26 protein-coding genes are annotated in these 25,854 nt (G+C 61.0%); 14 read left to right on the forward strand and 12 right to left on the reverse strand.

The features are described 5' to 3' along the window. The first annotated feature begins 18 nt into the window (after positions 1 to 18). From P3G59_RS17745 to P3G59_RS17760, 4 genes are all read left to right on the forward strand, one after another. Entirely contained in the window at positions 19 to 912 is an 894-nt protein-coding gene (locus P3G59_RS17745; RefSeq protein ID WP_277758319.1) for an SMP-30/gluconolactonase/LRE family protein, read from the forward strand. A gap of 65 nt (positions 913 to 977) precedes the next feature. Then, the gene (locus P3G59_RS17750; protein WP_277758320.1) at positions 978 to 1,949 is read left to right on the forward strand and encodes a TRAP transporter substrate-binding protein; all 972 of its coding nucleotides are present in this window, start codon (positions 978 to 980) and stop codon (positions 1,947 to 1,949) included. An 80-nt stretch (positions 1,950 to 2,029) separates the two neighbouring features. Beyond that, on the forward strand, positions 2,030 to 2,557 hold the full coding sequence (locus P3G59_RS17755; RefSeq protein ID WP_277758321.1) for a TRAP transporter small permease: 528 nt from the start codon (positions 2,030 to 2,032) through the stop codon (positions 2,555 to 2,557). After that, positions 2,557 to 3,837 (forward strand): TRAP transporter large permease, encoded by a 1,281-nt coding sequence (locus P3G59_RS17760; RefSeq protein WP_277758322.1) that lies wholly within the window; start codon positions 2,557 to 2,559, stop codon positions 3,835 to 3,837. The genes P3G59_RS17755 and P3G59_RS17760 overlap by 1 nt, the downstream gene beginning before the upstream one ends. Positions 3,838 to 3,939: 102 nt before the next feature. On the opposite strand, the gene P3G59_RS17765 is transcribed toward P3G59_RS17760, so the two are convergent. From P3G59_RS17765 to P3G59_RS17775, 3 genes are all read right to left on the reverse strand, one after another. Further along, a complete protein-coding gene (locus P3G59_RS17765) occupies positions 3,940 to 4,740 on the reverse strand; it encodes a sulfite exporter TauE/SafE family protein (RefSeq protein ID WP_277758323.1) in 801 nt (266 codons plus the stop codon). A gap of 9 nt (positions 4,741 to 4,749) precedes the next feature. Next, positions 4,750 to 5,994 (reverse strand): FAD/NAD(P)-binding oxidoreductase, encoded by a 1,245-nt coding sequence (locus P3G59_RS17770; RefSeq protein ID WP_277758324.1) that lies wholly within the window; start codon positions 5,992 to 5,994, stop codon positions 4,750 to 4,752. A gap of 169 nt (positions 5,995 to 6,163) precedes the next feature. Next, positions 6,164 to 6,505: a metalloregulator ArsR/SmtB family transcription factor gene (locus P3G59_RS17775; protein WP_007965280.1), complete on the reverse strand. Its 342-nt coding sequence runs from the start codon at positions 6,503 to 6,505 to the stop codon at positions 6,164 to 6,166. A gap of 95 nt (positions 6,506 to 6,600) precedes the next feature. Here P3G59_RS17775 and P3G59_RS17780 point away from each other — a divergent pair, with 95 nt between their 5' ends. After that, a complete protein-coding gene (locus tag P3G59_RS17780) occupies positions 6,601 to 7,464 on the forward strand; it encodes an MBL fold metallo-hydrolase (protein WP_277758325.1) in 864 nt (287 codons plus the stop codon). Positions 7,465 to 7,567: 103 nt separating this feature from the next. Here P3G59_RS17780 and bkdR read toward each other — a convergent pair whose 3' ends face one another. Next, the gene (gene bkdR, locus P3G59_RS17785) at positions 7,568 to 8,056 is read right to left on the reverse strand and encodes a Bkd operon transcriptional regulator BkdR (RefSeq protein WP_008059350.1); all 489 of its coding nucleotides are present in this window, start codon (positions 8,054 to 8,056) and stop codon (positions 7,568 to 7,570) included. Positions 8,057 to 8,241: 185 nt separating this feature from the next. On the opposite strand from bkdR, the gene P3G59_RS17790 reads away from it, so the two are divergent. The 5 genes from P3G59_RS17790 (at position 8,242) to P3G59_RS17810 (ending at position 14,439) form a co-directional block, all read left to right on the forward strand. Next, positions 8,242 to 9,477 (forward strand): 3-methyl-2-oxobutanoate dehydrogenase (2-methylpropanoyl-transferring) subunit alpha, encoded by a 1,236-nt coding sequence (locus P3G59_RS17790; RefSeq protein ID WP_003224001.1) that lies wholly within the window; start codon positions 8,242 to 8,244, stop codon positions 9,475 to 9,477. Position 9,478: 1 nt separating this feature from the next. Beyond that, entirely contained in the window at positions 9,479 to 10,537 is a 1,059-nt protein-coding gene (locus P3G59_RS17795; RefSeq protein ID WP_277758326.1) for an alpha-ketoacid dehydrogenase subunit beta, read from the forward strand. Continuing rightward, a complete protein-coding gene (locus P3G59_RS17800) occupies positions 10,538 to 11,806 on the forward strand; it encodes a dihydrolipoamide acetyltransferase family protein (protein ID WP_277758327.1) in 1,269 nt (422 codons plus the stop codon). A gap of 7 nt (positions 11,807 to 11,813) precedes the next feature. Continuing rightward, entirely contained in the window at positions 11,814 to 13,187 is a 1,374-nt protein-coding gene (gene lpdA / locus P3G59_RS17805; RefSeq protein WP_277758328.1) for a dihydrolipoyl dehydrogenase, read from the forward strand. A gap of 232 nt (positions 13,188 to 13,419) precedes the next feature. Next, positions 13,420 to 14,439, forward strand: coding sequence for a branched-chain amino acid aminotransferase (locus P3G59_RS17810; protein WP_277758329.1), 1,020 nt, complete (start codon positions 13,420 to 13,422; stop codon positions 14,437 to 14,439). 54 nt (positions 14,440 to 14,493) lie between these two features. Here the strand turns inward: P3G59_RS17810 and P3G59_RS17815 are convergent, their stop codons facing one another. Beyond that, complete coding sequence (locus P3G59_RS17815; protein WP_277758330.1) at positions 14,494 to 15,372, reverse strand: LysR substrate-binding domain-containing protein; 879 nt, start codon at positions 15,370 to 15,372, stop codon at positions 14,494 to 14,496. Between the two features lie 105 nt (positions 15,373 to 15,477). Here P3G59_RS17815 and P3G59_RS17820 point away from each other — a divergent pair, with 105 nt between their 5' ends. After that, positions 15,478 to 16,086, forward strand: coding sequence for a LysE family translocator (locus tag P3G59_RS17820; RefSeq protein WP_277758331.1), 609 nt, complete (start codon positions 15,478 to 15,480; stop codon positions 16,084 to 16,086). A 19-nt stretch (positions 16,087 to 16,105) separates the two neighbouring features. Here the strand turns inward: P3G59_RS17820 and P3G59_RS17825 are convergent, their stop codons facing one another. From P3G59_RS17825 to P3G59_RS17835, 3 genes are all read right to left on the reverse strand, one after another. After that, a complete protein-coding gene (locus P3G59_RS17825) occupies positions 16,106 to 16,927 on the reverse strand; it encodes a TIGR03915 family putative DNA repair protein (protein ID WP_277758332.1) in 822 nt (273 codons plus the stop codon). Beyond that, complete coding sequence (locus P3G59_RS17830; RefSeq protein ID WP_277758333.1) at positions 16,924 to 18,144, reverse strand: putative DNA modification/repair radical SAM protein; 1,221 nt, start codon at positions 18,142 to 18,144, stop codon at positions 16,924 to 16,926. Before P3G59_RS17830 ends, P3G59_RS17825 begins: the two co-directional genes overlap by 4 nt. Positions 18,145 to 18,265: 121 nt before the next feature. Further along, positions 18,266 to 19,039 carry a helix-turn-helix transcriptional regulator gene (locus tag P3G59_RS17835; RefSeq protein WP_277758334.1) on the reverse strand — a complete coding sequence of 258 codons (774 nt, stop codon included), beginning with the start codon at positions 19,037 to 19,039 and terminating at the stop codon, positions 18,266 to 18,268. Positions 19,040 to 19,118: 79 nt separating this feature from the next. Between P3G59_RS17835 and P3G59_RS17840 the strand changes: the two genes are divergently transcribed. Then, complete coding sequence (locus P3G59_RS17840) at positions 19,119 to 20,222, forward strand: cytochrome P450 (RefSeq protein WP_277758335.1); 1,104 nt, start codon at positions 19,119 to 19,121, stop codon at positions 20,220 to 20,222. Positions 20,223 to 20,350: 128 nt separating this feature from the next. On the opposite strand, the gene P3G59_RS17845 is transcribed toward P3G59_RS17840, so the two are convergent. Next, on the reverse strand, positions 20,351 to 21,670 hold the full coding sequence (locus tag P3G59_RS17845; RefSeq protein ID WP_277758336.1) for an Nramp family divalent metal transporter: 1,320 nt from the start codon (positions 21,668 to 21,670) through the stop codon (positions 20,351 to 20,353). Positions 21,671 to 21,742: 72 nt separating this feature from the next. Continuing rightward, the gene (locus P3G59_RS17850) at positions 21,743 to 22,279 is read right to left on the reverse strand and encodes a chalcone isomerase family protein (RefSeq protein WP_277758337.1); all 537 of its coding nucleotides are present in this window, start codon (positions 22,277 to 22,279) and stop codon (positions 21,743 to 21,745) included. A 147-nt stretch (positions 22,280 to 22,426) separates the two neighbouring features. Here P3G59_RS17850 and P3G59_RS17855 point away from each other — a divergent pair, with 147 nt between their 5' ends. Both P3G59_RS17855 and P3G59_RS17860 read left to right on the forward strand, forming a co-directional pair. Continuing rightward, positions 22,427 to 23,200 (forward strand): hypothetical protein, encoded by a 774-nt coding sequence (locus P3G59_RS17855; protein ID WP_277762174.1) that lies wholly within the window; start codon positions 22,427 to 22,429, stop codon positions 23,198 to 23,200. Positions 23,201 to 23,284: 84 nt separating this feature from the next. Beyond that, positions 23,285 to 23,842, forward strand: coding sequence for a hypothetical protein (locus P3G59_RS17860; RefSeq protein ID WP_277758338.1), 558 nt, complete (start codon positions 23,285 to 23,287; stop codon positions 23,840 to 23,842). Here P3G59_RS17860 and P3G59_RS17865 read toward each other — a convergent pair. Together P3G59_RS17865 and P3G59_RS17870 are read right to left on the reverse strand one after the other, a co-directional pair. Beyond that, on the reverse strand, positions 23,832 to 24,548 hold the full coding sequence (locus tag P3G59_RS17865) for a prolyl oligopeptidase family serine peptidase (RefSeq protein WP_277758339.1): 717 nt from the start codon (positions 24,546 to 24,548) through the stop codon (positions 23,832 to 23,834). The genes P3G59_RS17860 and P3G59_RS17865 overlap by 11 nt on opposite strands. Before the next feature lie 182 nt (positions 24,549 to 24,730). Continuing rightward, complete coding sequence (locus P3G59_RS17870; RefSeq protein WP_277758340.1) at positions 24,731 to 25,843, reverse strand: M14 family metallopeptidase; 1,113 nt, start codon at positions 25,841 to 25,843, stop codon at positions 24,731 to 24,733. Positions 25,844 to 25,854: the final 11 nt, after the last annotated feature.

Consider the following 25,854-nt stretch of genomic DNA (forward strand, 5'->3'; position numbering starts at 1 on the left):
CGACACAAAGGAATGAGTATGCAAGCCGAATTGATCGTCGATGCCCGCAACGCCGTGGGCGAAAGCCCGGTCTGGGTGGCAGAGGAAAACGCGCTGTACTGGGTGGACATTCCCAACGGCGGCCTGCAACGCTGGAGCGCTGGTTCCGGCCATGTCGATGCCTGGAAAACCCCGGAAATGCTCGCCTGCATCGCCCGCCACAACCGTGGCGGCTGGGTGGCCGGTATGGAAAGCGGATTCTTCCAGCTGCAGCCGCACAGCGACGGCAGCCTCGACAGCGAATTGCTCGCCAGCGTTGCACACAGCCGCGAAGACATGCGCCTCAACGATGGCCGCTGCGACCGTCAGGGCCGCTTCTGGGCCGGCAGCATGGTGCTGAACATGGGATTGAATGCGCCCGAAGGCAGGCTCTATCGCTACGGCGCAGGGCAGTCTGGCGTGATCGAAGCGCAGCTCGATGGTTTCATCGTGCCCAACGGCCTCGGCTTCAGCCCCGACGGCAAAACCATGTACCTATCTGATTCGCACCCTGACGTGCAATTGATCTGGGCGTTCGATTACGACACTGACACCGGCACGCCGTCGAACCGACGCGTTTTCGTCGACATGAATCACTTCCCCGGCCGTCCCGATGGCGCCGCCGTGGATGCCGAAGGTTTCTACTGGATCTGCGCCAACGACGCCGGCCTCATCCACCGCTTCGCGCCGGACGGTCGACTCGACTTCTCACTGGCCGTGCCGGTGAAAAAACCGACGATGTGTGCCTTTGGCGGCAGCCGGATGGACACCCTCTTCGTGACCTCGATTCGTCCCGGCGACGACCACGATCCGCAATCCCTGGCCGGTGGCGTGTTCGCCCTGAACCTCAACGTCAAAGGCTTGCCGGAACCGCTGTTCGACGATTCGCAGTAACACCCGCCTCTGCTGCACCGCTGTGCCTTGAACACAACAATAACAAGACTGGAGACACCCCCCCCATGGACTTCAAACGCACGTTGCTCGCCGTCGCTTTACCGTTCGCCTTCACCCTCGCCGGCAGCGCCCAGGCGCTGGAAATCAAGTTCGCCGACATTCACCCCGCCGGTTATCCGACCGTGGTCGCTGAAGAAAGCATGGGCAAAGCCCTGACCAAGGAAACCAACGGCGACCTCACCTTCAAATACTTCCCGGGCGGTGTGCTCGGCTCGGAAAAAGAAGTCATCGAGCAAGCGCAGGTCGGCGCGATCCAGATGACCCGCGTCAGCCTCGGCATCGTCGGGCCGGTGGTGCCGGATGTGAACGTGTTCAACATGCCGTTCATCTTCCGCGACCAGGCGCACATGCGCGCAGTCATCGATGGCGAAGTCGGCGATGCGATTCTCGACCGCATCACCCAATCCGAATTCGGTCTGGTGGCTTTGGCCTGGATGGACGGCGGCACGCGCAACATCTACACCAAGAAACCGGTGCGCAAACTCGAAGACCTCAAGGGCATGAAAATCCGCGTGCAGGGCAACCCGATGTTCATCGAAACCATCAACGCCATGGGCGGCAACGGCATTGCGATGGACACCGGTGAAATCTTCAGCGCCCTGCAAACCGGCGTCATCGACGGCGCGGAAAACAATCCGCCAACGCTGCTCGAACACAACCACTTCCAGAACGCCAAGTACTACAGCCTGACCGGACACCTGATCCTGCCCGAGCCGATCGTGATGTCGAAAATCACCTGGGAAAAACTCACCCCTGACCAGCAGACCCTGGTGAAGAAAGCCGCCAAAGCTGCCCAGCTTGAAGAGCGCGCACTGTGGGATGCGAAATCCGCCAGCAGCGAAGAAAAGCTCAAAGCCGCCGGCGTCGAGTTCATCACCGTCGACAAGAAACCCTTCTACGAGGCCACTGCCTCGGTTCGCGAGAAATACGGCGCGCCTTACGCCGACCTGATCAAGCGTATCGAAGCGGTGCAGTAACCCTCCCAGCCCTCAAATGAAAGGCCCGGCAGCGCTGGCGTCCAACGACGTCTGCGGCTGCCCGGTTACGGTGGAACCCGATGAAGAATTCGCTGCTGCGCCTCAACGATAAGCTGTACATGACCTGCATCTGGGTCGCCGGCCTGTCGGTACTGGCCATCGCCCTGATCATTCCCTGGGGCGTGTTCGCCCGTTACGCCCTCGGCACCGGTTCGAGCTGGCCGGAGCCCACCGCGATCCTGCTGATGATGGTCTTCACCTTCATCGGCGCCGCGGCCAGTTATCGCGCCGGCGCGCACATGGCCGTGGCGATGGTCACCGACCGCTTGCCACCCAACCTGCGCAAAACCATGAGCATCGTTTCGCAACTGCTGATGGCGACCATTTGCCTGTTCATGACCATTTGGGGCGCCAAGCTGTGCGCCTCGACCTGGAACCAGTTCATGAGCGCCCTGCCCACCTTGCGCGTGGGCATTACCTACATGCCGATCCCGATTGGCGGCGCGCTGACGCTGGTCTTTGTGCTGGAAAAACTCTTGCTCGGCGACCAAAGCAATCGCCGGGTTGTGAGCTTCGACCTGGTTGAAGAAAACGAAGGGGCTGCCTGATGGACGCATTGATTCTGCTGGGCAGTTTTATCGCACTGATCCTGATCGGCATGCCGGTCGCCTACGCCCTCGGGCTGTCGGCGTTGATTGGCGCGTGGTGGATCGACATTCCGTTTCAGGCCTTGATGATTCAAGTGGCGGGCGGGGTCAACAAGTTCTCGCTGCTGGCGATTCCGTTCTTCGTGCTGGCCGGGGCGATCATGGCCGAGGGCGGCATGTCGCGGCGGCTGGTGGCGTTTGCCGGTGTACTGGTAGGTTTCGTCCGTGGCGGTCTGTCGCTGGTCAACATCATGGCCTCGACATTCTTCGGCGCGATCTCCGGATCGTCGGTGGCCGACACCGCTTCGGTGGGCTCCGTGCTGATTCCGGAAATGGAACGCAAAGGCTATCCGCGCGACTTCTCCACGGCGGTGACCGTCAGCGGTTCGGTGCAGGCCTTGCTGACACCACCGAGCCACAACTCGGTGCTCTATTCGCTGGCGGCCGGCGGCACGGTGTCGATTGCTTCACTGTTCATGGCCGGCGTGGTCCCGGGCCTGTTGATGAGCGCGTGCCTGATGGTGCTGTGCCTGATCTTCGCGCGTAAACGCGACTACCCGAAAGGCGAAGTCATTCCGCTGCGTGAGGCGCTGAAAATCTGCGGCGAAGCGCTGTGGGGATTGATGGCGATGGTGATCATTCTCGGCGGGATTCTCTCGGGGATCTTCACCGCCACAGAATCGGCGGCGATCGCCGTGCTCTGGGCGTTCTTCGTCACCATGTTCATCTACCGCGACTACAAGTGGAGCGAACTGCCGAAGCTGATGCACCGTACGGTGCGGACGATTTCGATCGTGATGATCCTGATCGGCTTCGCTGCGAGCTTCGGCTACATCATGACCCTGATGCAGATCCCGGCGAAGATCACCACGCTGTTCCTGACCCTGTCGGACAACCGCTACGTGATCCTGATGTGCATCAACGTCATGCTGCTGTTGCTCGGCACGGTGATGGACATGGCGCCGCTGATCCTGATCCTCACGCCGATCCTGATGCCGGTGATTCTCGGCATCGGCGTGGATCCGGTGCAGTTCGGCATGATCATGCTGGTGAACCTGGGGATCGGACTGATCACGCCGCCGGTGGGTGCGGTGCTGTTTGTCGGTTCGGCGGTGGGCAAAGTCAGTATCGAGAGCACCGTGAAGGCGCTGCTGCCGTTTTACGCGGTGCTGTTCCTGGTGTTGATGCTGGTGACCTACATTCCGGCGATTTCGCTGTGGTTGCCGCACCTGGTGTTGTAACGCCCTGAAAGATCGCAGCCTCGTTTCACTCGACAGCTCCTACAGGCGAATGCGATCCCTGTAGGAGCTGCCGAAGGCTGCGATCTTTTGATCTGCCAACACTCAGGCGCGAACCAGCATGTATCCCGCCACCACCAGACACACACTGGCAAAACCCACCTGCAACGCCCGCGCCGGCACCCGCGCGCACAGCTTGCGGCCAATGATCATGCCGACAACGCTGGCCACGATAAACGCCGCGCCCTGCCCGTCAATCCGTACACCGGCGTGAAACGAGCCGATTACGCCGATCGCCGAAATCAGACTGATCACCATCAACGACGTGGCGACAATCCCGCGCATCTGTACATCGGTCAGTTGCTTGAACGCCGGCACGATCAAAAACCCGCCGCCGACACCGAGCAATCCGGACACCACGCCGGTAATTGCCCCCAGTGCCGCCAACGTAGCGGTGCATTTGGCGGTCCAGTCAAAGCGCCCGGTTTGTTCATTGAGCATGCAATTCTTCTGCCCCCAACTGGCGTGACCGTGATCGCTCGGCCCTTCCTGCTGGCGCTCGCGGCGCAGCATGCGCCAGGCCACCATGACCATCAGCAGACTGAACAGGATCATCAGGATTTTCTCCGGCAACTGATGCGCGAAGTAAATCCCCAACGGCGAAAACACTGCGCCCAACGCCGCAATCAACAACGCCGCACGATAGCGCACCAGGCCATGACGCAGACCGTCGATGGCACCGACCGCCGCCGCACTGCCCACCGCAAACAGCGCCACTGGCGCCGCCTGCGTCATCGTCCAGCCAAGCCCGAGCACCAGCGCCGGCACCGCAAGAATCCCGCCGCCGGCCCCGGTCAAGCCGAGGACCAACCCCATCACCACGCCAAACAGACTTGCCAGCAACATAGGGTTTTCTCAGTCAACCTTGGACAGACCAGTCAGCCACTCGCGGCCCTTGAGCATGCCGTTCCAGTAAAACCACGGCAGCAGCTTCGCCTTGAGAAACCACGCCGAACGCCGCGCCACAGTCGGGTCCAGTGGAAAAGTCGGCAGCAACTTACCGGCATAACCGAACTCGGCGAGGATCACCTTGCCCTTCTCCACCGTCAGCGGGCAGGAGCCGTAGCCGTCGTACTTCAGCGGCAGCGGTTGCTGCTTGCGCAGGGCCAACAGGTTTTCCGCGACCACGACCACTTGCTTGCGCACCGCTGCAGCGGTTTTTGCGTTGCTGGTGCCGCAGATATCACCGAGTCCGAACACTTCGGGATAACGCGGATGTTGCAGGCTGTGCGGGTTGACTTCGCACCAGCCGGCAGCGTCGGCCAACGGGCTCTGGGCGATGAAGTCAGGCGCAACCTGCGGCGGCACGACGTGCAGCAGATCGAAGGTTTTCGCCTCACGGCGGACGTTGCCGTCAGCGTCCTTGATCTCGAACCATGCGGTTTTCGCCGGGCCGTCGACCTTGACCAGATTCGAATTGAACGCCAGCTGCGCGTTGTACTTTTCGATGTACTTCATCAGTGGCGGGACGAACGTCGCCACACCGAACAGCGCGGCGCCGGCCAGATTGAATTCGACATTGATGCTGTTCAGCACGCCGCTTTTGCGCCAGTGATCGCAGGACAAGTACAGCGCTTTTTGCGGGGCGCCGGCGCACTTGATCGGCATCGCCGGTTGGGTAAACAGTGCTTTGCCGCCGCGTAGTTTCTGCACCTGATCCCAGGTGTATTGCGCATGCTGGTAGCTGTAGTTAGAGGTCACACCGTGCTGGCCGAGGCTTTCCTGCAGGCCTTCGATCTTCTCCCAGGCCAGACGCAGGCCGGGACAGACGATCAGGTTTTGATAGCTGACCGTACGTTGATCATTGAGGGTGAGTTGGCGTTTTTCCGGGTCGATTGCGCTGACTGCCGCTTGCAGCCAATTCGCTTGCTTGGGCATGACCTTGTTCATGGGTCTTGCCGTAGCTTTCACGTCATAAGCGCCACCGCCGACCAGCGTCCACGCCGGTTGGTAATAGTGTTGGGCGCTGGGTTCGATCACGGTGATTTTCAGCGCAGGATCACGCTTGAGCAGACTGGCGACAAAACCGATACCGGCCGTACCGCCGCCGATGACCACGATGTCTGCACTGATGGATGTGCCCCAGTGTTGATCGTTCATTGCTTGTTCCTTTTGCTGCACGCAAGGATTGTTCGGGCCAAACCACAAATCCCAATGTGGGAGCGAGCCTGCTCGCGAAGGCGGCGTATCAGTCGATGCAAGTATTGCCTGACCTAGCGCTTTCGCGAGCAGGCTCGCTCCCACATTGAACCAGTGTCATGGCTGGCATTTATTGATGGCCCAGACTTTTCAGCACGGCTCCGCAATACAATCCGGAGAGGGTTTTCATCACCTGAATGACTTCCGGACTGGCGAGCCCATAAAAAATGTACTTGCCCTCACGACGGGTCGCGACCAGGCCTTCATCACGCAGGATGCCCAGTTGCTGGGACAGCGTCGGCTGGCGCACACCGGTCATTTTTTCCAGTTCGCCGACATTGCGTTCGCCCTGGGTCAGTTGACACAGGATCAGCAGGCGATCCTCATTGGCCAGAGCCTTGAGCAAGGCGCAGGCCTTGGAGGCCGAAGCGCGCAGTTGGGCGACTTCACATTCGGTCAGACTGGATTGCATTTGCACGATGCCTTCAAGGTCACTTAAGCTGCGAACATTATGTTTTTAGATAAAGTGTTGCAACTGCCTTTTCCACTTTGCACAGGTTCCTGTCCATGCCCGCGCTGATTGAAGCTTTCCTCGACCCCGCCTCCTCGACCTACAGCTATGTGGTCTATGAAGCCGACGGCGGGCAATGCGCGATCGTCGACCCAGTACTCGATTACGACGGCGCGGCCGGGCGCACCTGCACCGCACAAGCCGACAAAATCATCGCCTTCGTTCGCGCACACAGCCTGCAGGTACAGTGGCTGCTGGAAACCCACGCCCACGCCGATCACCTGTCCGCCGCGCCGTATCTGCGCCGGGAGCTGGGCGGCAAAATCGCCATTGGCCAATCGATCAGCAAAGTGCAGAACGTGTTCAAGGCACTGTTCAATCTGGAGCCGGAGTTCTGCGTTGATGGCTCGCAGTTCGATCACCTGTTTGCGCCGAACGAGTCCTTCAGGATCGGCAATCTCAAAGCCACTGCCCTGCATGTGCCCGGGCATACACCGGCTGACATGGCTTACCTGATCGACGGCGAACAGATACTGGTAGGCGACACGCTGTTCATGCCCGATGTCGGAACCGCGCGTTGCGACTTCCCCGGCGGCAACGCCCATCAGTTGTTCAACTCGATTCACAAGCTACTGGCCTTCCCCGCCAGCGTGAAACTCTACGTTTGCCACGATTACCCGCCCGAGGGCCGCGAGTCGCAGTGCCAGACCACGGTCGGCGAACAGCGCAAAGGCAATATTCATGTGCATGACGGGATTGATGAGGCGGCGTTCGTCGAGATGCGCACCCAGCGTGATGCCGGGCTGGGCATGCCGACGCTGTTGCTGCCGGCGATTCAGGTCAATGTGAGAGCGGGGAATTTGCCGGCAGCCGAGGATAACGGCGTGGTTTACCTGAAGATCCCGATCAACAAGCTTTAACGTCAAAAGATCGCAGCCTGCGGCAGCTCCTACGTTGATCGTTCCCCACGCTCTGCGTGGGAATGCTGCCGGGGACGCTCCGCGTTCCGTTTCGATCAGCGGGTCAGGTACCTAGCGTCAAGCCATTCGCCGGCAGCGGCAATGCAGTTTTGTATCTCACCTGCTTGAGCGCAAAACTCGACCGGATATTCGCCACCCCCGGCACTTTGGTCAGAAAGTCCATCATGAAGCGCTCCAGCGACTGAATCGTCGGCACCAGCACCCGGATCAGATAATCCGGGTCACCGGCCATCAAATAGCATTCCATCACCTCCGGGCGATCGGAAATCGCCTCCTCGAAATGCTGCAGCGCTTCCTCGACCTGCTTCTCCAGGCTGACATGGATGAACACGTTCACGTGCAGCCCCAGCAGGTCGGCATCCAGCAGCGTCACCTGCTCGCGAATAAGGCCTAATTCTTCCATCGCCTTGACCCGGTTGAAGCACGGCGTTGGCGACAGGTTCACCGAGCGTGCGAGGTCGGCGTTGGTGATGCGCGCGTTCTCTTGAAGGCTGTTGAGAATGCCAATGTCGGTACGGTCCAGTTTGCGCATGAGACAAAACCACCTGTTTTTTATGTTTATGCAGAATTTCTATCTGCAAATGGTCTCCAGCGCAACGAAACAGAGATAAATATTCTTCTTGCCCGGGCCTATGATTGTTGTAGGACAAGATTTCTTCTACCGAAGAATGACTGCCAGCTCACTACAAGAAATTCACAAGATCGAGCGTAGAAGCCATGACCCAAGCGTATGAACCGCTGCGTCTGCACGTCCCTGAACCCTCGGGCCGTCCAGGCTGCAAAACCGATTTTTCCTACCTGCATCTGACCGATGCCGGTACGGTGCGCAAACCTTCCATCGACGTTGAACCTGCCGACACCGCCGACCTGGCGCGTGGGCTGATTCGCGTACTCGACGATCAGGGCAATGCCCTTGGCCCATGGGCCGAGAACGTGCCGGTCGAGATCCTCCGCAAGGGCATGCGCGCCATGCTCAAGACGCGCATCTACGACAACCGCATGGTGGTCGCCCAGCGTCAGAAAAAAATGTCGTTTTACATGCAAAGCCTTGGCGAAGAAGCCATCGGCAGCGCCCAGGCTCTGGCCTTGAACATCGACGACATGTGCTTTCCGACCTACCGCCAGCAAAGCATCCTGATGGCCCGCGAAGTGCCGCTGGTCGACCTGATCTGCCAACTGTTGTCCAACGAGCGCGATCCGCTCAAGGGCCGGCAGTTGCCGATCATGTACTCGGTCAAGGACGCGGGTTTCTTCACCATCTCCGGCAACCTCGCGACCCAGTTCATTCAGGCGGTCGGCTGGGGCATGGCTTCAGCGATCAAAGGCGACACCAAAATCGCCTCGGCGTGGATCGGTGACGGCGCTACCGCCGAATCGGACTTCCACACCGCCCTCACCTTCGCCCACGTTTATCGTGCGCCGGTGATCCTCAACGTCGTGAATAACCAATGGGCGATTTCGACCTTCCAGGCCATCGCCGGTGGTGAAGCCACCACCTTCGCCGGACGCGGCGTCGGTTGCGGCATCGCCTCGCTGCGCGTTGACGGCAACGACTTCTACGCGGTTTATGCCGCTTCTGCCTGGGCCGCTGAACGCGCCCGGCGCAACCTCGGCCCGACCATGATCGAGTGGGTCACCTACCGCGCCGGTCCGCACTCGACCTCGGACGATCCGTCGAAATATCGCCCCGCCGATGACTGGAGCCACTTCCCGCTGGGCGACCCGATCGCACGCCTGAAGCAGCACCTGATCAAGGTCGGCCACTGGTCGGAAGAAGAGCACGCCGCCGTCAGCGCCGAACTTGAAGCCGAAGTGATTGCTGCGCAGAAACAGGCCGAACAGTACGGCACCCTCGCTGGCGGGCAGATTCCAAGCGCCGCGACCATGTTCGAAGACGTCTACAAAGAGATGCCGGAGCACTTGAAGCGCCAGCGTCAGCAGTTGGGGATCTGACATGAACGACCACAACAACAATATTCAGTTGGAAACCGCCATGACCACGACCACCATGACCATGATCCAGGCCCTGCGCTCGGCCATGGATGTGATGCTTGAGCGTGATGACAATGTCGTGGTGTTCGGTCAGGACGTCGGCTACTTCGGCGGCGTGTTCCGTTGCACCGAAGGCCTGCAGACCAAGTACGGCACCTCGCGGGTATTCGACGCACCGATCTCGGAAAGCGGCATTGTCGGCGTTGCCGTGGGTATGGGCGCTTACGGCCTGCGTCCGGTCGCTGAAATTCAGTTTGCCGACTACGTCTACCCGGCCTCTGACCAGATCATTTCCGAAGCGGCGCGCCTGCGTTATCGCTCGACCGGCGAGTTCACCGCGCCGATGACCCTGCGCATGCCTTGCGGCGGCGGCATCTACGGCGGCCAGACCCATAGCCAGAGCATCGAGGCGATGTTCACTCAGGTTTGCGGACTGCGCACGGTCATGCCGTCCAACCCGTATGACGCCAAAGGCTTACTGATCGCCTCCATCGAAAACGATGACCCGGTGATCTTCCTTGAGCCGAAACGCCTGTACAACGGCCCGTTCGACGGCCACCACGACCGTCCGGTAACACCGTGGTCGAAACACCCGCAAGCCCAGGTTCCGGACGGTTACTACACCGTGCCGCTGGACGTTGCCGCGATCACCCGTCCGGGCAAGGACGTGACGGTGCTGACCTACGGCACCACGGTTTACGTGTCGCAAGTCGCAGCCGAAGAATCCGGCGTCGATGCCGAAGTCATCGACCTGCGCAGCCTGTGGCCGCTGGACCTGGAAACCATCGTCAAATCGGTGAAGAAAACCGGTCGTTGCGTGGTGGTTCACGAAGCCACCCGTACCTGCGGTTTCGGCGCCGAACTGGTGTCGCTGGTGCAAGAGCATTGCTTCCATCACCTGGAAGCGCCGATCGAACGCGTCACCGGTTGGGACACCCCCTACCCGCACGCGCAAGAGTGGGCGTATTTCCCTGGGCCGTCCCGAGTGGGCGCGGCGTTGAAACGGGTCATGGAGGTCTGAATGGGCACGCACGTTATCAAGATGCCGGACATCGGCGAAGGCATCGCAGAAGTAGAACTGTCGCAATGGCACGTCAAGGTTGGCGATCTGGTCGTTGAAGATCAGGTGCTGGCGGATGTGATGACCGACAAGGCGATGGTCGATATTCCATCGCCGGTCCACGGCAAAGTGATTGCGCTCGGTGGTCAGCCGGGGGAAGTGATGGCGGTTGGCAGTGTGCTGATCAGCATTGAAGTCGAGGGGGCTGGCAACCTCAAGGAATCGGCTGCTCCCGCTCCTGTAAAAGCAGCACCGGCGGCGCCGAAAGTTGAAACCGTGGTGGAAAGCAAACCTGCTGCGGCCCCGCGTCCGGCTGCGGTTTGTCAGGGCCCGATGGTTGCCCGTGAAGCAGACGAGCGCCCTCTCGCCTCTCCGGCCGTGCGCAAACATGCGCTGGATCTGGGCATAGCGTTGCGTCTGGTACGCGGTTCCGGCCCGGCCGGTCGTGTATTGCACGAAGACCTCGAAGCGTATCTGGCGCAAGGTCAGTCGAACGCCTCGGCGCCGGGTGCCGCTGCTTACGCCCAGCGTAACGACGAAGAACAGATTCAAGTGATCGGCATGCGCCGCAAGATTGCCCAGCGTATGCAGGACGCCACTCAGCGTGCCGCTCACTTCAGCTACGTCGAAGAAATCGACGTCACCGCGATTGAAGAACTGCGCGCCCATCTCAATGAAAAACACGGCGCCAGCCGTGGCAAGTTGACCTTGCTGCCGTTCCTCGTTCGCGCATTGGTTGTCGCCCTGCGCGACTTCCCGCAGATGAACGCCCGTTACGATGACGAAGCCCAGGTCATCACCCGTCTCGGCGCGGTGCATGTCGGCGTCGCCACGCAAAGCGATGTCGGCCTGATGGTGCCGGTGGTGCGTCACGCCGAGGCGCGCAGCCTGTGGGACAGCGCCTCGGAAATCTCGCGTCTGGCCAACGCCGCACGCAATGGCAAGGCCAGCCGCGATGAGCTGTCCGGCTCGACCATCACCCTGACCAGCCTTGGTGCGCTGGGCGGCATCGTCAGCACGCCAGTGTTGAACCTGCCGGAAGTGGCGATCGTCGGCGTCAACAAAATCGTCGAACGGCCGATGGTCGTCAAAGGCCAGGTGGTGATCCGCAAGATGATGAACCTCTCCAGTTCCTTCGATCACCGCGTGGTCGACGGCATGGACGCGGCGCTCTTCATCCAGGCCATTCGCGGCTTGATCGAACAACCTGCCACTTTGTTTGTGGAGTAAGGCTCGCATGCAATCTTTGAACACTACGCTGCTGATCATCGGCGGCGGCCCCGGCGGTTATGTCACGGCGATCCGCGCCGGGCAATTGGGCATCCCGACGATTCTGGTCGAAGGCCAATCGCTGGGCGGCACCTGCCTGAACATCGGCTGCATCCCGTCGAAAGCGCTGATTCACGTGGCCGAGCAGTTTCACCAGACCCAGCATCACAACCAGCATTCGGCGCTGGGCATCAGCGTTGCGGCGCCGACCCTCGACATCAGCAAAAGCGTCGAGTGGAAGGACGGCATCGTCGATCGCCTGACCACCGGCGTGGCTGCGCTGCTGAAGAAGAACAAGGTTCAAGTCATCAACGGCTGGGCCAAAGTCATCGACGGCAAGACTGTTGACGTCGGCGACACGCGCATCCAGTGCGAACACTTGGTGCTCGCTACCGGCTCGACCAGCGTTAACTTGCCGATCTTGCCGATTGGCGGGCCGATCATCTCCTCCACCGAAGCACTGGCACCGACATCCGTGCCGAAACGTCTGGTGGTGGTGGGCGGTGGTTACATCGGTCTGGAGCTGGGCATCGCTTATCGCAAGCTCGGCGCCGACGTCAGTGTCGTCGAGGCGCAGGATCGCATCCTGCCCGCCTACGATGCGGAACTGACGCAACCGGTGCATGACGCGCTGAAGCAACTGGGCGTGAAGCTGTATCTGAAGCACAGCGTGCTGGGTTTCGATGGCACCTTGCAGGTGCGAGATCCCGAAGGTGAAACCCTCAACCTGGAAACCGATCAGGTGCTGGTCGCCGTCGGTCGCAAACCGAATACCCAGGGCTGGAACCTTGAAGCGCTGAATCTGGACATGAACGGTTCGGCGATCAAGATCGACAGCCGCTGCCAGACCAGCATGCGCAACGTCTACGCCATTGGCGATCTGAGCGGCGAGCCGATGCTGGCCCACCGCGCCATGGCCCAAGGCGAAATGGTTGCCGAGTTGATCAGCGGCAAGACCCGCGAATTCAACCCGACCGCCATCGCTGCCGTGTGCTTCACCGACCCGGAACTGGTGGTCGTCGGCAAGACCCCGGACGAGGCCAAGGCTGCCGGGCTGGACTGCATCGTTGCGAGTTTCCCGTTCGCCGCCAATGGCCGGGCGATGACGCTGGAATCGAAAAGCGGCTTCGTGCGCGTGGTCGCTCGTCGGGATAACCATGTGATTGTCGGCTGGCAAGCGGTGGGCGTCGGAGTTTCCGAGTTGTCGACAGCGTTCGCGCAAAGCCTGGAAATGGGCGCGCGGCTGGAAGACATCGGCGGCACCATTCATGCGCATCCGACCCTGGGTGAAGCGGTGCAGGAAGCGGCGCTGCGTGCTTTGGGGCATGCGTTGCACCTGTAAGTGGTGGTAGCAACACCGGCCCCTTCGCGAGCAGGCTCGCTCCCACATTTGGAATGCATTTCCCTGTGGGAGCGAGCCTGCTCGCGAATTCTTGAGGTCTACACGAATTATCTGCCTGTCTTCCGATAGTCCGGGCTGCGAAACCGCTCAAGAATGAAGTATTGTTGTGCCCATCCAAAAAACGTCAGAAGCCTTGAACCGTTTCGACGGTTGTTCAGTGATAGAGGGTGTCATGGGTAACGAAAGCATCAATTGGGACAAGCTGGGTTTTGACTACATCAAGACCGACAAACGCTATCTGTCGTACTTTCGCGATGGCGAGTGGGACAAAGGCACCCTGACCGAAGATAACGTGCTGCACATCAGCGAAGGCTCGACTGCCCTTCACTATGGCCAGCAATGCTTCGAAGGCATGAAGGCCTATCGTTGCAAGGACGGCTCGATCAACCTGTTCCGCCCGGACCAGAACGCCCTGCGCATGCAGCGCAGCTGCGCACGTCTGCTGATGCCGACGGTCGACACCGAGCAGTTCATCGAAGCCTGTAAAGAAGTGGTTCGTGCCAACGAGCGCTTCATTCCGCCATACGGCACCGGCGGCGCGCTGTACCTGCGTCCGTTCGTGATCGGCGTGGGTGACAACATCGGCGTGCGCACGGCTCCCGAGTTCATCTTCTCGATCTTCTGCATTCCGGTCGGTGCCTATTTCAAGGGCGGCCTGACCCCGCACAACTTCCAGATCTCCAGCTACGACCGCGCTGCCCCACAAGGCACCGGCGCAGCCAAGGTCGGCGGCAACTACGCCGCCAGCCTGATGCCGGGCTCGAAAGCGAAGAAAGCCAACTTCGCCGACGCGATCTACCTGGACCCGATGACCCACACCAAAATCGAAGAAGTCGGTTCGGCCAACTTCTTCGGGATCACCCACGACAACAAGTTCGTCACCCCGAACTCGCCGTCCGTGCTGCCAGGCATCACCCGCCTGTCGCTGATCGAACTGGCGAAATCGCGTCTGGGCCTGGAAGTGGTTGAAGGCGACGTGCTGATCGACAAGCTGTCGGACTTCAAGGAAGCCGGCGCCTGCGGCACTGCTGCGGTGATCACCCCGATCGGTGGCATCAGCTACAACGACCATCTGCACGTGTTCCACAGCGAAACCGAAGTCGGCCCGGTGACCCAAAAGCTCTACAAAGAGCTGACTGGCGTGCAGACCGGCGACATCGAAGCGCCAGCGGGCTGGATCGTCAAGGTTTGATCTGACGGCCGTTGATGCACAAAAGCCCCCATCGAGTGATCGATGGGGGCTTTTTCATGGCCGCTGTTTGTGCAACCACTCGATGAACACGCTGGCAGGCGCCGACGTCTGTGGCGCCACAGCGTAGTAATAGCGCGGCAGTGGCATGCGCAAGTCAGGCAACGGGCAGATCAACCGACTGCTCGACAAATGCGTGCCCAGCAACGTGGTCGGACACAGCGCCAGCCCCTCGCCCGCCACCGCTGCTTCCAGCACCCGGTGCATGTAATCGAATTGCCGGATCACCTGCGTGGTACTTTGACTCTGCCCGAAGTGCATGGCCCAGTGGTGCCAGTCTTCGCGACGCGCCCTGACGGTCAGCAAGGTATGCGCGCTGAGGCCTGCAAGGCTCGTCAGCGGCAGCCGTTCAATCAATCCAGGCGCCGCGACCAGGACCAATTCATCCTCGAACAACGCGTGCGCCTCGAGCGTCGGCGCCCAGTCGTCGCGTCCACGACGGATGACAATGTCGAAATCATCGCGGGCCGGATCCGGCGATTGCGTTTGCGTGATGACCTGGGCGTCGATATGCGGATGCTGCGCGGCGAAGTCCGCCAATCGAGGCGTCAGCCATAGCTGTGCGAAGGACGGCCGAACATTGATGTTGATCGTCGGTCGCGCCGCCTGCTGTTTCAACTCGGCAGCGGCGTCGGCAATCTGCGCCAGACCGGCGCTGACTTGCTGATAAAAACGCTGACCGGCCGGCGTCAACAGCAACTGCCTGATACGCCGCTCAAACAACAGAACACCCAAGTGCTCTTCGAGCAATTTGACGTGGCGGCTGACCGCACTGTGGCTGACATGCAGTTCTTCGGCCGCCAGGCTAAAGCTCTGGTGACGCGCGGCCACAACGAAGGCACGAACCGCGTTAAGCGGAGGGAGTGGTTTTTTCATGCGTCTAATTTAGTCACATGTCCGTTGCATTTAAAGCGTTTGTCAGCGCTTTTTCGTCACGCCAATCTGCCTGCACGCAGACACGCGATTCGACGGAGCAACACCATGCACAGCTACGGACTCTTTGTCTTGTTCGCCACCCTGACCATTTTAAGCCCCGGTCCCGGTGTGATCCTGACGCTTTCCAATGCCGTGCGCCTGGGCTGGACCGGCGCTGTACCGGGGATTCTGGGGATCGCCTCGGGGGCTTTCGTGGTTGCTGCCGTCAGTGCCACCAGCGTCGGCCTGATCCTCAGCACCTCGGCGATGGCCTTCAGCGTGCTGAAATACGCTGGGGCTGCCTACCTGATGTACCTCGGTTTCAAGAGTTGGCGTTCGGACCGTTTCCGCACCCTGCAAGCGGTTCGCCCTTCACGTGCGGGCTACCGTTTCCTGGAAGCAGCGTCTTTGCAGTTTCTCAATCCCAAAGCCATCTTCTTCTTTCTGGCGGTGTTCCCGCAGTTCATCGACACGGAACAGGCCTTTTACCCGCAGTTCTTCAAACTGGTGACGTCTTACGCGGTACTGGTGATTGTGGTGCATGGCAGCTACGCCCTGCTTGCCAATGCCGCCAAAGGTTGGCTGTCGAGCCCGAAAGGATCGTGGCTGACGGCAAAAATCTCGGGCGTGACGTTTGCCGGTTTCGGTGTCCTGATGGCTTCGGCAACTCGCTGAGCTGACGACTGCACCCAGACTATTTCAATGCGATGCGCTTGCCCGCACGCGAGGCGATTCCGCTCGCCTGACCATTCTGCTGCTTGCCCATCCGCGCTTGAGTGATCAATCCGGGAATCAGCTCACCTTCCGGCAGGTTCTTCCAGAACCGCGCCGGCAAATGCCCCTGCATGACCTTCGGGTTCAACCGCGCCGGGTTGAAGATGTGGCTGTAATAGGTCAGCCACAGATCACCATGAGGATCGTCGACGTTCTGTGCCAGTTGCTGCCATTCCTGCGGGCATTGGCGCTGATGAATCAGTTGCTCGCCATCGTAGTAGACCCCGTCACGCGGGGTGGCGATCAACCAGCGATGGCGGCCCATCCGCCCGATGAAATGCTCGCTGGCACTGTGCAGGATGTCGTGGGCCGGCTCGTGCCACGCCACGTACTGCGGACCCGCGCTGGCTGACGGGCGTTCGATGAAACGTACAAACGCGTGCAGATGGTGGGCTTCCCGATGCACTTGTTTGATCCGTCGTTGCAGTTCGCTGCCGAGTTTGTCCCCGGCCATCATCGCGGTACGGTCGCCGTGGCTAACGCGCCACAACACCTCATACAAGAGGCTCCAGCGTTGATCGCCGCGATAGCGCGAGGCTTGTTCCAGCGTGTCGAGCAGTGCACGCGGAATACGCGCCTGAAACGGCCCCTGCCCTTCTGGCACCGGATCATCATTGGCAAACAGGTCACCCACGCCTTGCGCAGCCCAGCTCACCAGACTTGGATCGACTTCATGGCTCAGCAGCCAGCGCGCCTGATGGCGCCAGGTGTCGAACAGATCGTCGCAATCGAGATTGATCATCCCCACAGCCCCATCTGCTGCGGCATCGGCCGGTCGCGCAATTGCTGATAGAGCAAATGGCTGGTGACCTCGGCCTGCTGCGGGTGGTAGTCGCTGGTGATGATGAATGGCTTGGCCTTGGCCAGCACGCAACGCATGCGCGCGACATCTTCGTAACGAATGCGCCGCTGGCGGCGCAGCTCCAACAATCGCTCGGTGGTGCGCAAACCGATGCCGGGAATACGCGCGATCAAGGAGGCTTCGGCACGGTTCAGATCCAGCGGGAACACCTCACGATTCTGCAACGCCCAAGCCAGTTTCGGGTCGATGTCCAGCGCCAGATTACCCGGCCCTTTGAGCAACTCGTCGGCGCTGTAGCCGTAACTGCGCAGGAGAAAATCGGCCTGATACAAACGATGCTCGCGCATCAGCGGCGGCGCGGCCAGTGGCACGCTTTTCGGGCTGTCGGGGATCGGGCTGAAGGCCGAGTAATAAACCCGACGCAGGCGGAAATTGCCGTACAAGGCCTGGGCGCTGTGGAGAATGGTGCTGTCGTCGGTGTCGTCGGCGCCGACAATCAATTGCGTGCTCTGCCCGGCCGGGGCAAATTTCGCCGAGCGCGGTTCGTTCAAAACGGTCTGCACGCCGGTGTAGATGGTGTTCATCGCCTGCTTGATCGATGTGATGTCTTTCTCCGGCGCCAGCACTTGCAGGCTGGCATCGGTCGGCAGTTCGATGTTGACGCTCAGGCGATCGGCGTAGCGCCCCGCCTCCTCGATCAATGCCGGATCGGCTTCGGGAATGGTCTTGAGATGGATGTAACCGCGAAACTCATGCTCTTCGCGCAGCAGCTTCGCCACCCGCACCAGTTGCTCCATGGTGTAGTCCGCCGAGCGGATGATGCCGGAGCTGAGAAACAGCCCGCTGACGCAGTTGCGCCGGTAGAAATCCATGGTCAGCGCCACGACTTCTTCGGGGGTGAAACGGGCACGCGGGACATCGCTGGAGCGGCGGTTGACGCAGTACTGGCAATCATAAAGGCAGAAGTTGGTCAGCAGAATCTTCAGCAACGACACGCAGCGCCCGTCCGGCGTGTAGCTGTGGCAGATGCCCATGCCGTCGGTCGAACCCAGCCCGCTCTTGCCTTCGGAGCTGCGCTTGGGCGCGCCGCTGCTCGCGCAGGAGGCGTCGTACTTGGCGGCGTCGGCGAGGATGCTCAGCTTGTCGATGATTTGCATGGCGCGAACTCTATACTGTTTGCATATACAGTATAGAGTCGACAGCGGTGATACAAGGTGGCAGATGCGCCCCTCGTCGGTCAGAAGCGCAAAATCAAAAGATCGCAGCCTTCGGCAGCTCTTACCGGTATTCGGTACGGTCGGAATTTATCGGGTGGGCACGCATTGGCGCAGGCTGCGATTTTTTGATCTGCCCGTCTACCGGCCATTCAACGCCAAACCGCGCACCGATCTCCTTGCGCCCCAGCGCCGTCAACGCCAGTGCCCGACTATCCAGATCCTGTGTCACCCACTTGCGCTTCAACGCCGTTTGCAACAGCGCCGCGCCCAGCGAGCCGCCGAGATGCGGCCGGCGCATGCTCCAGTCCAGGCACGGGCAGGCAAACTTGCGGCGCAGAGTCGTCAAGTCCTGCACTTCGATGTTCAGCCCGAGGAACATCGCCGCGCCACTGTCGCTCAAGCGATACGCCTGCTCGTCGGTTTGCACCAGCCAACCGGCCTCGAGCAAACGGTCGTGCAGTAACACCGCCAGCGTTCCGGCCATGTGGTCATAGCAGGTGCGCGCGAATTGCAGGCGATCCGGGGTGTGCGCCTTGAACGTCGGCGCCGCATTCTGGCCAATCACCATCAGCGCCTCCAGCGCTTGCGCGACCCGCTGATCAGCGAGGCTGTAATAACGATGGCGGCCCTGCACATGCAGGCGCACCAGGGCCAGATCCTTGAGTTTCGCCAGGTGCACACTGGCGGTGGAGGCGCTGACCTCGGCGATCGTCGCCAACTCGGTGCTGGTGCGGGCGTGGCCGTCCATCAGCGAGCAGAGGATTTTCGTCCGCGCCGGCTCGGCGATGGCGGCGGCCACCTGCGATACGCCGATGTCTTGATGTTCTGCGTGCATAGTTCGCTCCCGGACGAATCATCGTCGTTGCGCAGTGGAGATAGTAGCAACACTTTCCCCGTCGACAAGGATGCAAACCATGAACCCGATCAGCGCCGCAACGCATGTCGATCCTTATCCCTACTACGCCGAACTGCGCGCAGGAGGTGGACTGTCGTTTCATCCGGATCTGAAACTGTGGGTCGCCAGTAGCGCCCGGGCGGTGTGTGCGGTGTTGGCCCACGCCGACTGCCGGGTGCGTCCGGCACGGGAGCCAGTGCCCAAGGCGATTGCCGCAAGCATGGCCGGCAAAGTCTTTGGCCAGTTGATGCGCATGAATGACGGTGAGCGCCAGCGCTGCCCGCGTTCTGCGATTGAGCCTGAGTTGGCCGCGCTCGACCTTGATGCCGTCGACAGACTGGTCGCCGCGCGGCTGATCACAGCGGACGCCGACGGTGTGTACAAGGCAATGTTTCGTGGCCCGGTGTGCGTGGTCGCGGCGCTTTTGGGATTCACCCCGGCGCAGGCGCGGGTGGTCAGTGAACTGACGGCGGACTTCGTTGCCTGTCTGTCGCCGTTGAGCAATGACCTGCAATTGGCCGCGGCAAATGTAGCGGCCGAACAACTGCGCGGCAACTTCATCGAACTGCTCGCCGAACCCGCCAGCGACTTGCTCAGCGCAATCCAGCAGCGCTTTGTCGGCGATGAGGAAACCCTGATCGCCAACCTGATCGGCCTCTGCTCGCAGACGTTCGAAGCCTGCGCCGGACTGATCGGCAATACGCTGTTGGCGCTACGTCGTCAGCCGGCACTGCGCGGCGAATCCATCGACGCACTGCTCAGCGAAGTGCAGCGCTTCGACCCGCCCGTGCAGAACACCCGGCGCTTTGTCGCCACGCCGTGCGAGATTGCCGGTGTACGTGTCGAAGCAGGCGATGTGATTCTGCTTTTGTTGGCCGCGGCCAATCGTGATCCGGCGCTTAACGAACGGCCGGAGGAGTTTCTGCTGAATCGCGAGAACCGCCGCAGTTTCAGTTTCGGCAGTGGTCGGCATCAGTGTCCGGGGCAAGCGTTGGCGCTGAGTATTGCCGGGGCTACGGTCCGGGAAATACTCGCAAACGGCATCGATCTGAATCACCTGAACTGGCACTACCGGCCTTCGCTCAATGGGCGCGTTCCAATGTTTAGCGATGTCGGCGCCTGAAACTCCGCATTCGCGAGCAGGCTCGCTCCCACAAGGTTACGAGGTGTACACACTGTTGAAATCACCTTGGAAACTGTGGGAGCGAGCCTGCTCGCGAAGAGGCCAGCCCAATCACTGCAAAATATGGCTCAAACCGCCCACTGCAAAATCAGCCAGCTATTAGCGCCACTGATCACCACGAACAACCCCCAGGCCAGCACCCGGGTTGGCCAGCGATTCACAAACGGCCCCATCAGTTGCTCGTCGTTGGTCATGCGGATCAATGGGAACAAGGCAAATGGCAATTGCAGACTCAACACCACCTGACTCAACACCAGCAACTTGCCGATCGCGTTATCGCCCATCAGCCACACGCCGATAAACGCCGGAATCAACGCCAGTCCGCGAGTAATCAAGCGCCGCTGCCAGCAGGGGATACGCAGGTTCAGATAACCCTCCATGATCACCTGCCCGGCGATGGTGCCGGTGAAGGTCGAGCTCTGCCCCGACGCCAGTAGCGCGACGCCGAACAGCACACTGGCCAGCGCGCCGCCCACCAGCGGGTCAAGCAAGTGGTAGGCGTCCTGAATGTCCACCACGTCAGTGTGCCCGGACTGGTGGAACGCTGCCGCCGCAAGAATCAGGATCGCCGCGTTGACCAGTAACGCCAGCGCCAGCGAACCGATGGTGTCGATGCGTGCCAGCTTCACCGCATCCTGCTTGCTTGCCAGATCCTTGCCGATCATCCGCGTCTGCACGATCGAGGTGTGCAGATAGAGGTTATGCGGCATCACCGTAGCGCCGAGAATACCGATCGCCAGGTACAGCGGCGCCGCCTCGCCAATCGCCGCCAGCGACGGTTTGAAACCCTGGGCGACGTCCGGCCAGTACGGTTTGATCAGCAGCAGTTCAACGAAGAAACACACGCCGATGGTCGCGACCAGCACCAACATGATCGCTTCCAGCCTGCGAAAGCCGCGATTCTGCAGGGCCAGCACCAGCAAGGTGTCGAACGCCGTCAAGGCAATGCCGAAGGTCAGCGAACAACCGAGCAGCAAGTGAAAGGCCAGTGCACAACCGAGCACTTCGGCCAGATCGGTGGCGATGATCGAGATTTCTGCCAGCACCCACTGCAGCCGTGCAGTTGGCGTGCTGTAGCGCTCGCGGGACAATTGCGCCAAATCGCGCCCGGTGGCGATGCCCAGCCGCGAACACAGACATTGCACGACCATGCCGGCCAGACTCGCCAACAACACCACAAACAACAGGCTGTAGCCAAAGCGCGATCCGGCCTCGATGGCGGTGGCCCAGTTGCCCGGATCCATGTAACCGATAGACACCAGCAACCCGGGGCCGGCGAAACGCAGCACGCGTTTGAAGAACGAGGCATTGGGATCTACCGCGACACTGCCGGCCACTTCCGGCGGGCAAAACGGCGCGGTGGCGATTTTGGGCAAGCTGAATTTCACGCACACATCCAGAAACAAGTCGGAAAGACGCAGCTTAGACGTTTCAGCCGAAGCCTTGAAGATCAAAAAAATCTATCGACTCACCCCCAACAACTGCTCGCGCAATTCCGGACTGCGCGTACGCGGATCCAGCCAGATATTGAAGAAGGCCCGGGCAAACAGCGGGTCATCGATCTCATGCTGCAATTGCTGGCCGACAAAAAACCGCGCGCCCTGCCCCGGCAGATACACCCCGGTAATCCGCGTGCCGGCCTGCACATCGACGAACGATTGCTGCATCTGTGTCTGCCACCCGGCCAGTTGCGCGGGGCTGACACTGTTACCCGCCATGCGTTTGATTTCGTCGACGCTGGCCTTGACCAGGTCGTCGCGGGAAATGGTCCGGCGGTAAATCAACTCCAGCGCAAACGGCTGGCCCTCGGCCAAGGGGCGCGCGGCACTCCACAATCGCGCGTTGTAGACATCGAAACCCAATACGCTGAAATCGCCGGTGCCGATGATTTGCGCGCCGGGCACGGCGTCCTGCCAGTTGGCCCATGTCGGCGTCAGCAACAGCGCCCACAAGCCGATACCGCAACATCCCCGTAACAGCCTGGGTGTTCTGTTCATCGCGATATCGACTCCGGCAAATCCTGATCATCAGAGCATAGTCGGGTATTGCGCCCGGTACTTTGTATACAAAAACTGCGCACATAGGCAGCAATCGCCCGTCGACAATGCTAACGTGGCTTACCCTCAACGGATGGAGACATGTGCGTGCTGATCCTCAAACTGCTGCTGATTCCCGGTTTTCTGCTGCTGATTTCCCTGGCGGGCAAGCGCTGGGGGCCGAGCGTGGCCGGGTGGCTGTCGGGATTGCCGGTGGTGGTCGGGCCGATTCTGTTTTTCCTCGCCATCGAGCAGGGCCCGGCGTTTGCCGCGCAGTCGGCGGTGGCCGCGTTATCAGCGATGTTCGCGATGATTGCGTTCTGCATCACCTACGCGCAGGTGGCGCAACGGGCGAACTGGCCGTTGGCGTTGGCGGCATCGCTGTCGGTGTGGGCCGTCATCGCCTGGGTGTTGTCGCTGATCCCGGCGTCACTGCCGTTTTCCGTGGCCGCGGCGGCGGCTGCGTTGTTGGCTTCGCCGTACCTGTTTCCCACAGTGCAACCGGTGCTCAGCAGCCCGGCGCCAAAGTCGGACAAACTGATCTGGCGGATGATCGCCGGCGCCGCGTTGACCCTGGTGGTGACGATGCTTGCCAGCACCGTCGGTGAGCGCTGGAGCGGTTTGCTCGCGGTATTCCCGGTACTCGGCAGTGTCATGGCGGTGTTCTCGCAACAGACCCGCGGCCCGGCGTTTACCGCCGCATTGTTACGGGCGACGGCGACCGGCATGTATTCGTTTTCGGCGTTCTGTCTGGTCTCGGCACTGACCTTGCCGAGCATGGGCCTGAGCGGATTTGCCGTAGGCGTTGCGGTGTCAGTGGCCATGCTCGGTGTCACCAAACGCCTGCTGGCCCGTCCGCTGGCGAAAGCGCAGGCGCAGTAACCGGTCAGACGATTCGCGCTGGAACGCCCGCCCCCCTCCGTGGGATGATCGCCCGCCTCGCGCGACCATCCACCGGAGATTCACATGTCATTGTTGAGCAAAAAAGCCGTCGTCCTGCTGGTGGCGGCCCTCGCCGGTTTCGGCGCCCTCCACGCGCAAGCGGCCAAGAAAAATGCCGGCACCGAGAAAGTCTCGATGCTCGAGGGCAAGTTCACTTTTGTGCTGCCTAAAGGTTTCGTCGCCAACCCGCTGCCGACCAGCCCGAGCGGGACCACGGGCACGATGTACACCAACGAGACGACGAAAACCGTGGTCATTACTGCGCAAAACCAGATTCCCGAAGGTCAGCACGTCAAGGACAACGACGGCCAGTTCCTCGATGGCAGCGTGGCGAGTTTCATCGAAGACCAGCGCAAGGCGCTGCCGGACTTCAACAAACTCAGCGAAAAGAGCCTGACCCAAAAAGGCACTGGCCTTGGCCTGCGTCAGGTCGACAGCACCGCCACCCAGGGCGGCGGCCAGACCCTCAACACCACGCTGATGGCCGGCTCCGGCACGAAAATGGCGCTGGTGCAGGTGATCTCCCGCGCCAGCGACAAGAAAGGTCACGATGCCCTGGTGAAAACCATCCTCAAGGATTGAGCTGCTGCAACCAGCCATTCAAATCGCGCAGCTCGGCCGCACTGATACTGTGGCCGACGCCGGGATAGGCGTGAAACTGCGGTTGGTAACCGAGTTTCTGTAGTTGCGCGTTGGCCTCGGTGCCGTCGTGGTACGGCACGCGATCATCCGCCGTGCCGTGGCCGATGAAGATGTTCAGCGGCAACGGCTGCTGCTCGCCCTTGAGTTCAGCCTTCAACACTGGCAACAAGCGCCCGCTCAACGCGGCGATCCCGCCGACCGCCACTGGCGGCCGCAGCCCGACCTCGTAGGTCATCATCGCGCCCTGGCTGAAGCCGATCAGGTACACCTTGCTCGGCGTGGTGTGATATTTCTGCGCCGCTTGCGCGATAAAGTCGCGCAGCTTCTGGCCACTTATCTTCAGATCATCGGTCTCGCCGTTGTAGGCACCTTCGCCCTTCTTGCGAAACCACTGGAAACGCCCTTCACCCAATGACAACGGCGCCTGCACAGACAGGTAGTTGTATTGCGCCGGGAGCTGAAATTTCATGCCGATCAGATCGGCTTCGTTACTGCCGTAGCCGTGCAGAAAAATCACCAGCGGACGCGCCTCGGCGTCGGCGTGCACCTGCTCGATGTACTTGAGCGGCAGATCGGATTGCAGCGTGGTTTGCGCCTGCACGGCGCTGGACGCCAACAGGGTCAACAGAGCAAACACCTTCAACATAGAGCCTTCCTTTCACAGAGTGTCGGGTTCGTGGGGGAGCCTAACATCCTCGGCCAAGGATCCAAATTCGGTGTGATTGCCAATGGCCCCTTCGCGAGCAGGCTCGCTCCCACAGGGGAATGCATGTCCAAGGTGGGAGCGAGCCTGCTCGCGAAAGGGCCGGTGAATCCAGTGAAGATCCGTCAGTCGTTGGTTAATTTCCCTGTACGAAACGCCACCCGCCCCGCCACTTTCGCCTGCCAGATGCCAGGTTCGGTGTAGCGCCCGCGATCCAGCGCAAACAGCACGCCACTGGTGCCGGCGCGCACGGTGGTCACGCGATCCTGCAACGGATCCACCACCTCGAACAACGCATCGCCCTGCTCCACCCACTCACCGGCATTGCGCAGGAAACTCACCACGCCATGGTGCGGCGCGAACAGGTATTCGGTGCCCTCGAACGGCAGGCCTTCGCAGCACTCGCTTGGCGCCGCCGGCCATTCGCCGCTGATGAAACCCTGCTCGGCGAGAAAACCCAGAATCGCCTCACAATTGGCCTGCGCCTGATCGACCCGGGTGTCGCCCATGCTGCCCAGCTCCAGCGTGGTTGCCAGGTTCGCCGCCGGAATGGCGGCATTCGGGAACGCTCGCGCCAGACGCAACCACGGCGTCGAGCAGGATTCATCGAACGAACTGCCACCGGAATCTTCACACAGCAATGCCACGCCGGCCTTCAGGCGTGCCGCCAGCGATTGCCACTGCGGCCAGTGCTGCGGCAGCGCGTACAAATGAATCGCCGCATCGAAATCACAATGCAAATCGAGGGTGATGTCGGCGTCGCAAGCATGGCGCAGCAGCAAGCGATGCAACGCTTCCAGTTGCGAGGCCGGTGCCGGCAGCTTATCGAACACTTGGCCCATCGCTTGGCGGATCAGCGCGACGTTGGCCTCGGCATCCGCGCCCAGACGCTCACCGATCAACGCCCCGACCGGTGCGCTGAGTTCGACGAAGGCACGGTTGAAGTTCTTGCCGCTGCCGAGTTCGAAGCGACCCATGTGCGCGCCTTGCACGTGTTGATCGAGGCCGATCGGGTTGGCCACCGGCACCAGTTCGATCACGCCCTGCAAACGGCCTTGCCGTTCGAGTTGGTTCAGACGTTGCTTGAGTTCCCACGCAGTGCGCATGCCCGGCAGCTCATCGGCGTGCAGGCTGGCCTGGATGTACACCTTGCGGGTGCCCGCGCCATAGCGGAACACACTGAGCGAGCGCTCGCTGCCCAAGTGGCTCCAGGGCAGAACATGGTCGATGCGTTGCATGGGAAAACTCC

This window comes from Pseudomonas sp. A34-9 (genome assembly GCF_029543085.1).
Lineage (GTDB): Bacteria > Pseudomonadota > Gammaproteobacteria > Pseudomonadales > Pseudomonadaceae > Aquipseudomonas.

What these genes read in the sequence shown, in the direction of transcription:
- P3G59_RS17745 (WP_277758319.1), top strand. Translation starts at nt 19, where the DNA reads ATGCAAGCCGAATTGATCGTCGATGCCCGCAACGCCGTGGGCGAAAGC.
- P3G59_RS17750 (WP_277758320.1), top strand. Translation starts at nt 978, where the DNA reads ATGGACTTCAAACGCACGTTGCTCGCCGTCGCTTTACCGTTCGCCTTC.
- P3G59_RS17755 (WP_277758321.1), top strand. Translation starts at nt 2,030, where the DNA reads ATGAAGAATTCGCTGCTGCGCCTCAACGATAAGCTGTACATGACCTGC.
- P3G59_RS17760 (WP_277758322.1), top strand. Translation starts at nt 2,557, where the DNA reads ATGGACGCATTGATTCTGCTGGGCAGTTTTATCGCACTGATCCTGATC.
- P3G59_RS17765 (WP_277758323.1), bottom strand. Translation starts at nt 4,740, where the DNA reads ATGTTGCTGGCAAGTCTGTTTGGCGTGGTGATGGGGTTGGTCCTCGGC.
- P3G59_RS17770 (WP_277758324.1), bottom strand. Translation starts at nt 5,994, where the DNA reads ATGAACGATCAACACTGGGGCACATCCATCAGTGCAGACATCGTGGTC.
- P3G59_RS17775 (WP_007965280.1), bottom strand. Translation starts at nt 6,505, where the DNA reads ATGCAATCCAGTCTGACCGAATGTGAAGTCGCCCAACTGCGCGCTTCG.
- P3G59_RS17780 (WP_277758325.1), top strand. Translation starts at nt 6,601, where the DNA reads ATGCCCGCGCTGATTGAAGCTTTCCTCGACCCCGCCTCCTCGACCTAC.
- bkdR (WP_008059350.1), bottom strand. Translation starts at nt 8,056, where the DNA reads ATGCGCAAACTGGACCGTACCGACATTGGCATTCTCAACAGCCTTCAA.
- P3G59_RS17790 (WP_003224001.1), top strand. Translation starts at nt 8,242, where the DNA reads ATGACCCAAGCGTATGAACCGCTGCGTCTGCACGTCCCTGAACCCTCG.
- P3G59_RS17795 (WP_277758326.1), top strand. Translation starts at nt 9,479, where the DNA reads ATGAACGACCACAACAACAATATTCAGTTGGAAACCGCCATGACCACG.
- P3G59_RS17800 (WP_277758327.1), top strand. Translation starts at nt 10,538, where the DNA reads ATGGGCACGCACGTTATCAAGATGCCGGACATCGGCGAAGGCATCGCA.
- lpdA (WP_277758328.1), top strand. Translation starts at nt 11,814, where the DNA reads ATGCAATCTTTGAACACTACGCTGCTGATCATCGGCGGCGGCCCCGGC.
- P3G59_RS17810 (WP_277758329.1), top strand. Translation starts at nt 13,420, where the DNA reads ATGGGTAACGAAAGCATCAATTGGGACAAGCTGGGTTTTGACTACATC.
- P3G59_RS17815 (WP_277758330.1), bottom strand. Translation starts at nt 15,372, where the DNA reads ATGAAAAAACCACTCCCTCCGCTTAACGCGGTTCGTGCCTTCGTTGTG.
- P3G59_RS17820 (WP_277758331.1), top strand. Translation starts at nt 15,478, where the DNA reads ATGCACAGCTACGGACTCTTTGTCTTGTTCGCCACCCTGACCATTTTA.
- P3G59_RS17825 (WP_277758332.1), bottom strand. Translation starts at nt 16,927, where the DNA reads ATGATCAATCTCGATTGCGACGATCTGTTCGACACCTGGCGCCATCAG.
- P3G59_RS17830 (WP_277758333.1), bottom strand. Translation starts at nt 18,144, where the DNA reads ATGCAAATCATCGACAAGCTGAGCATCCTCGCCGACGCCGCCAAGTAC.
- P3G59_RS17835 (WP_277758334.1), bottom strand. Translation starts at nt 19,039, where the DNA reads ATGCACGCAGAACATCAAGACATCGGCGTATCGCAGGTGGCCGCCGCC.
- P3G59_RS17840 (WP_277758335.1), top strand. Translation starts at nt 19,119, where the DNA reads ATGAACCCGATCAGCGCCGCAACGCATGTCGATCCTTATCCCTACTAC.
- P3G59_RS17850 (WP_277758337.1), bottom strand. Translation starts at nt 22,279, where the DNA reads ATGAACAGAACACCCAGGCTGTTACGGGGATGTTGCGGTATCGGCTTG.
- P3G59_RS17860 (WP_277758338.1), top strand. Translation starts at nt 23,285, where the DNA reads ATGTCATTGTTGAGCAAAAAAGCCGTCGTCCTGCTGGTGGCGGCCCTC.
- P3G59_RS17865 (WP_277758339.1), bottom strand. Translation starts at nt 24,548, where the DNA reads ATGTTGAAGGTGTTTGCTCTGTTGACCCTGTTGGCGTCCAGCGCCGTG.
- P3G59_RS17870 (WP_277758340.1), bottom strand. Translation starts at nt 25,843, where the DNA reads ATGCAACGCATCGACCATGTTCTGCCCTGGAGCCACTTGGGCAGCGAG.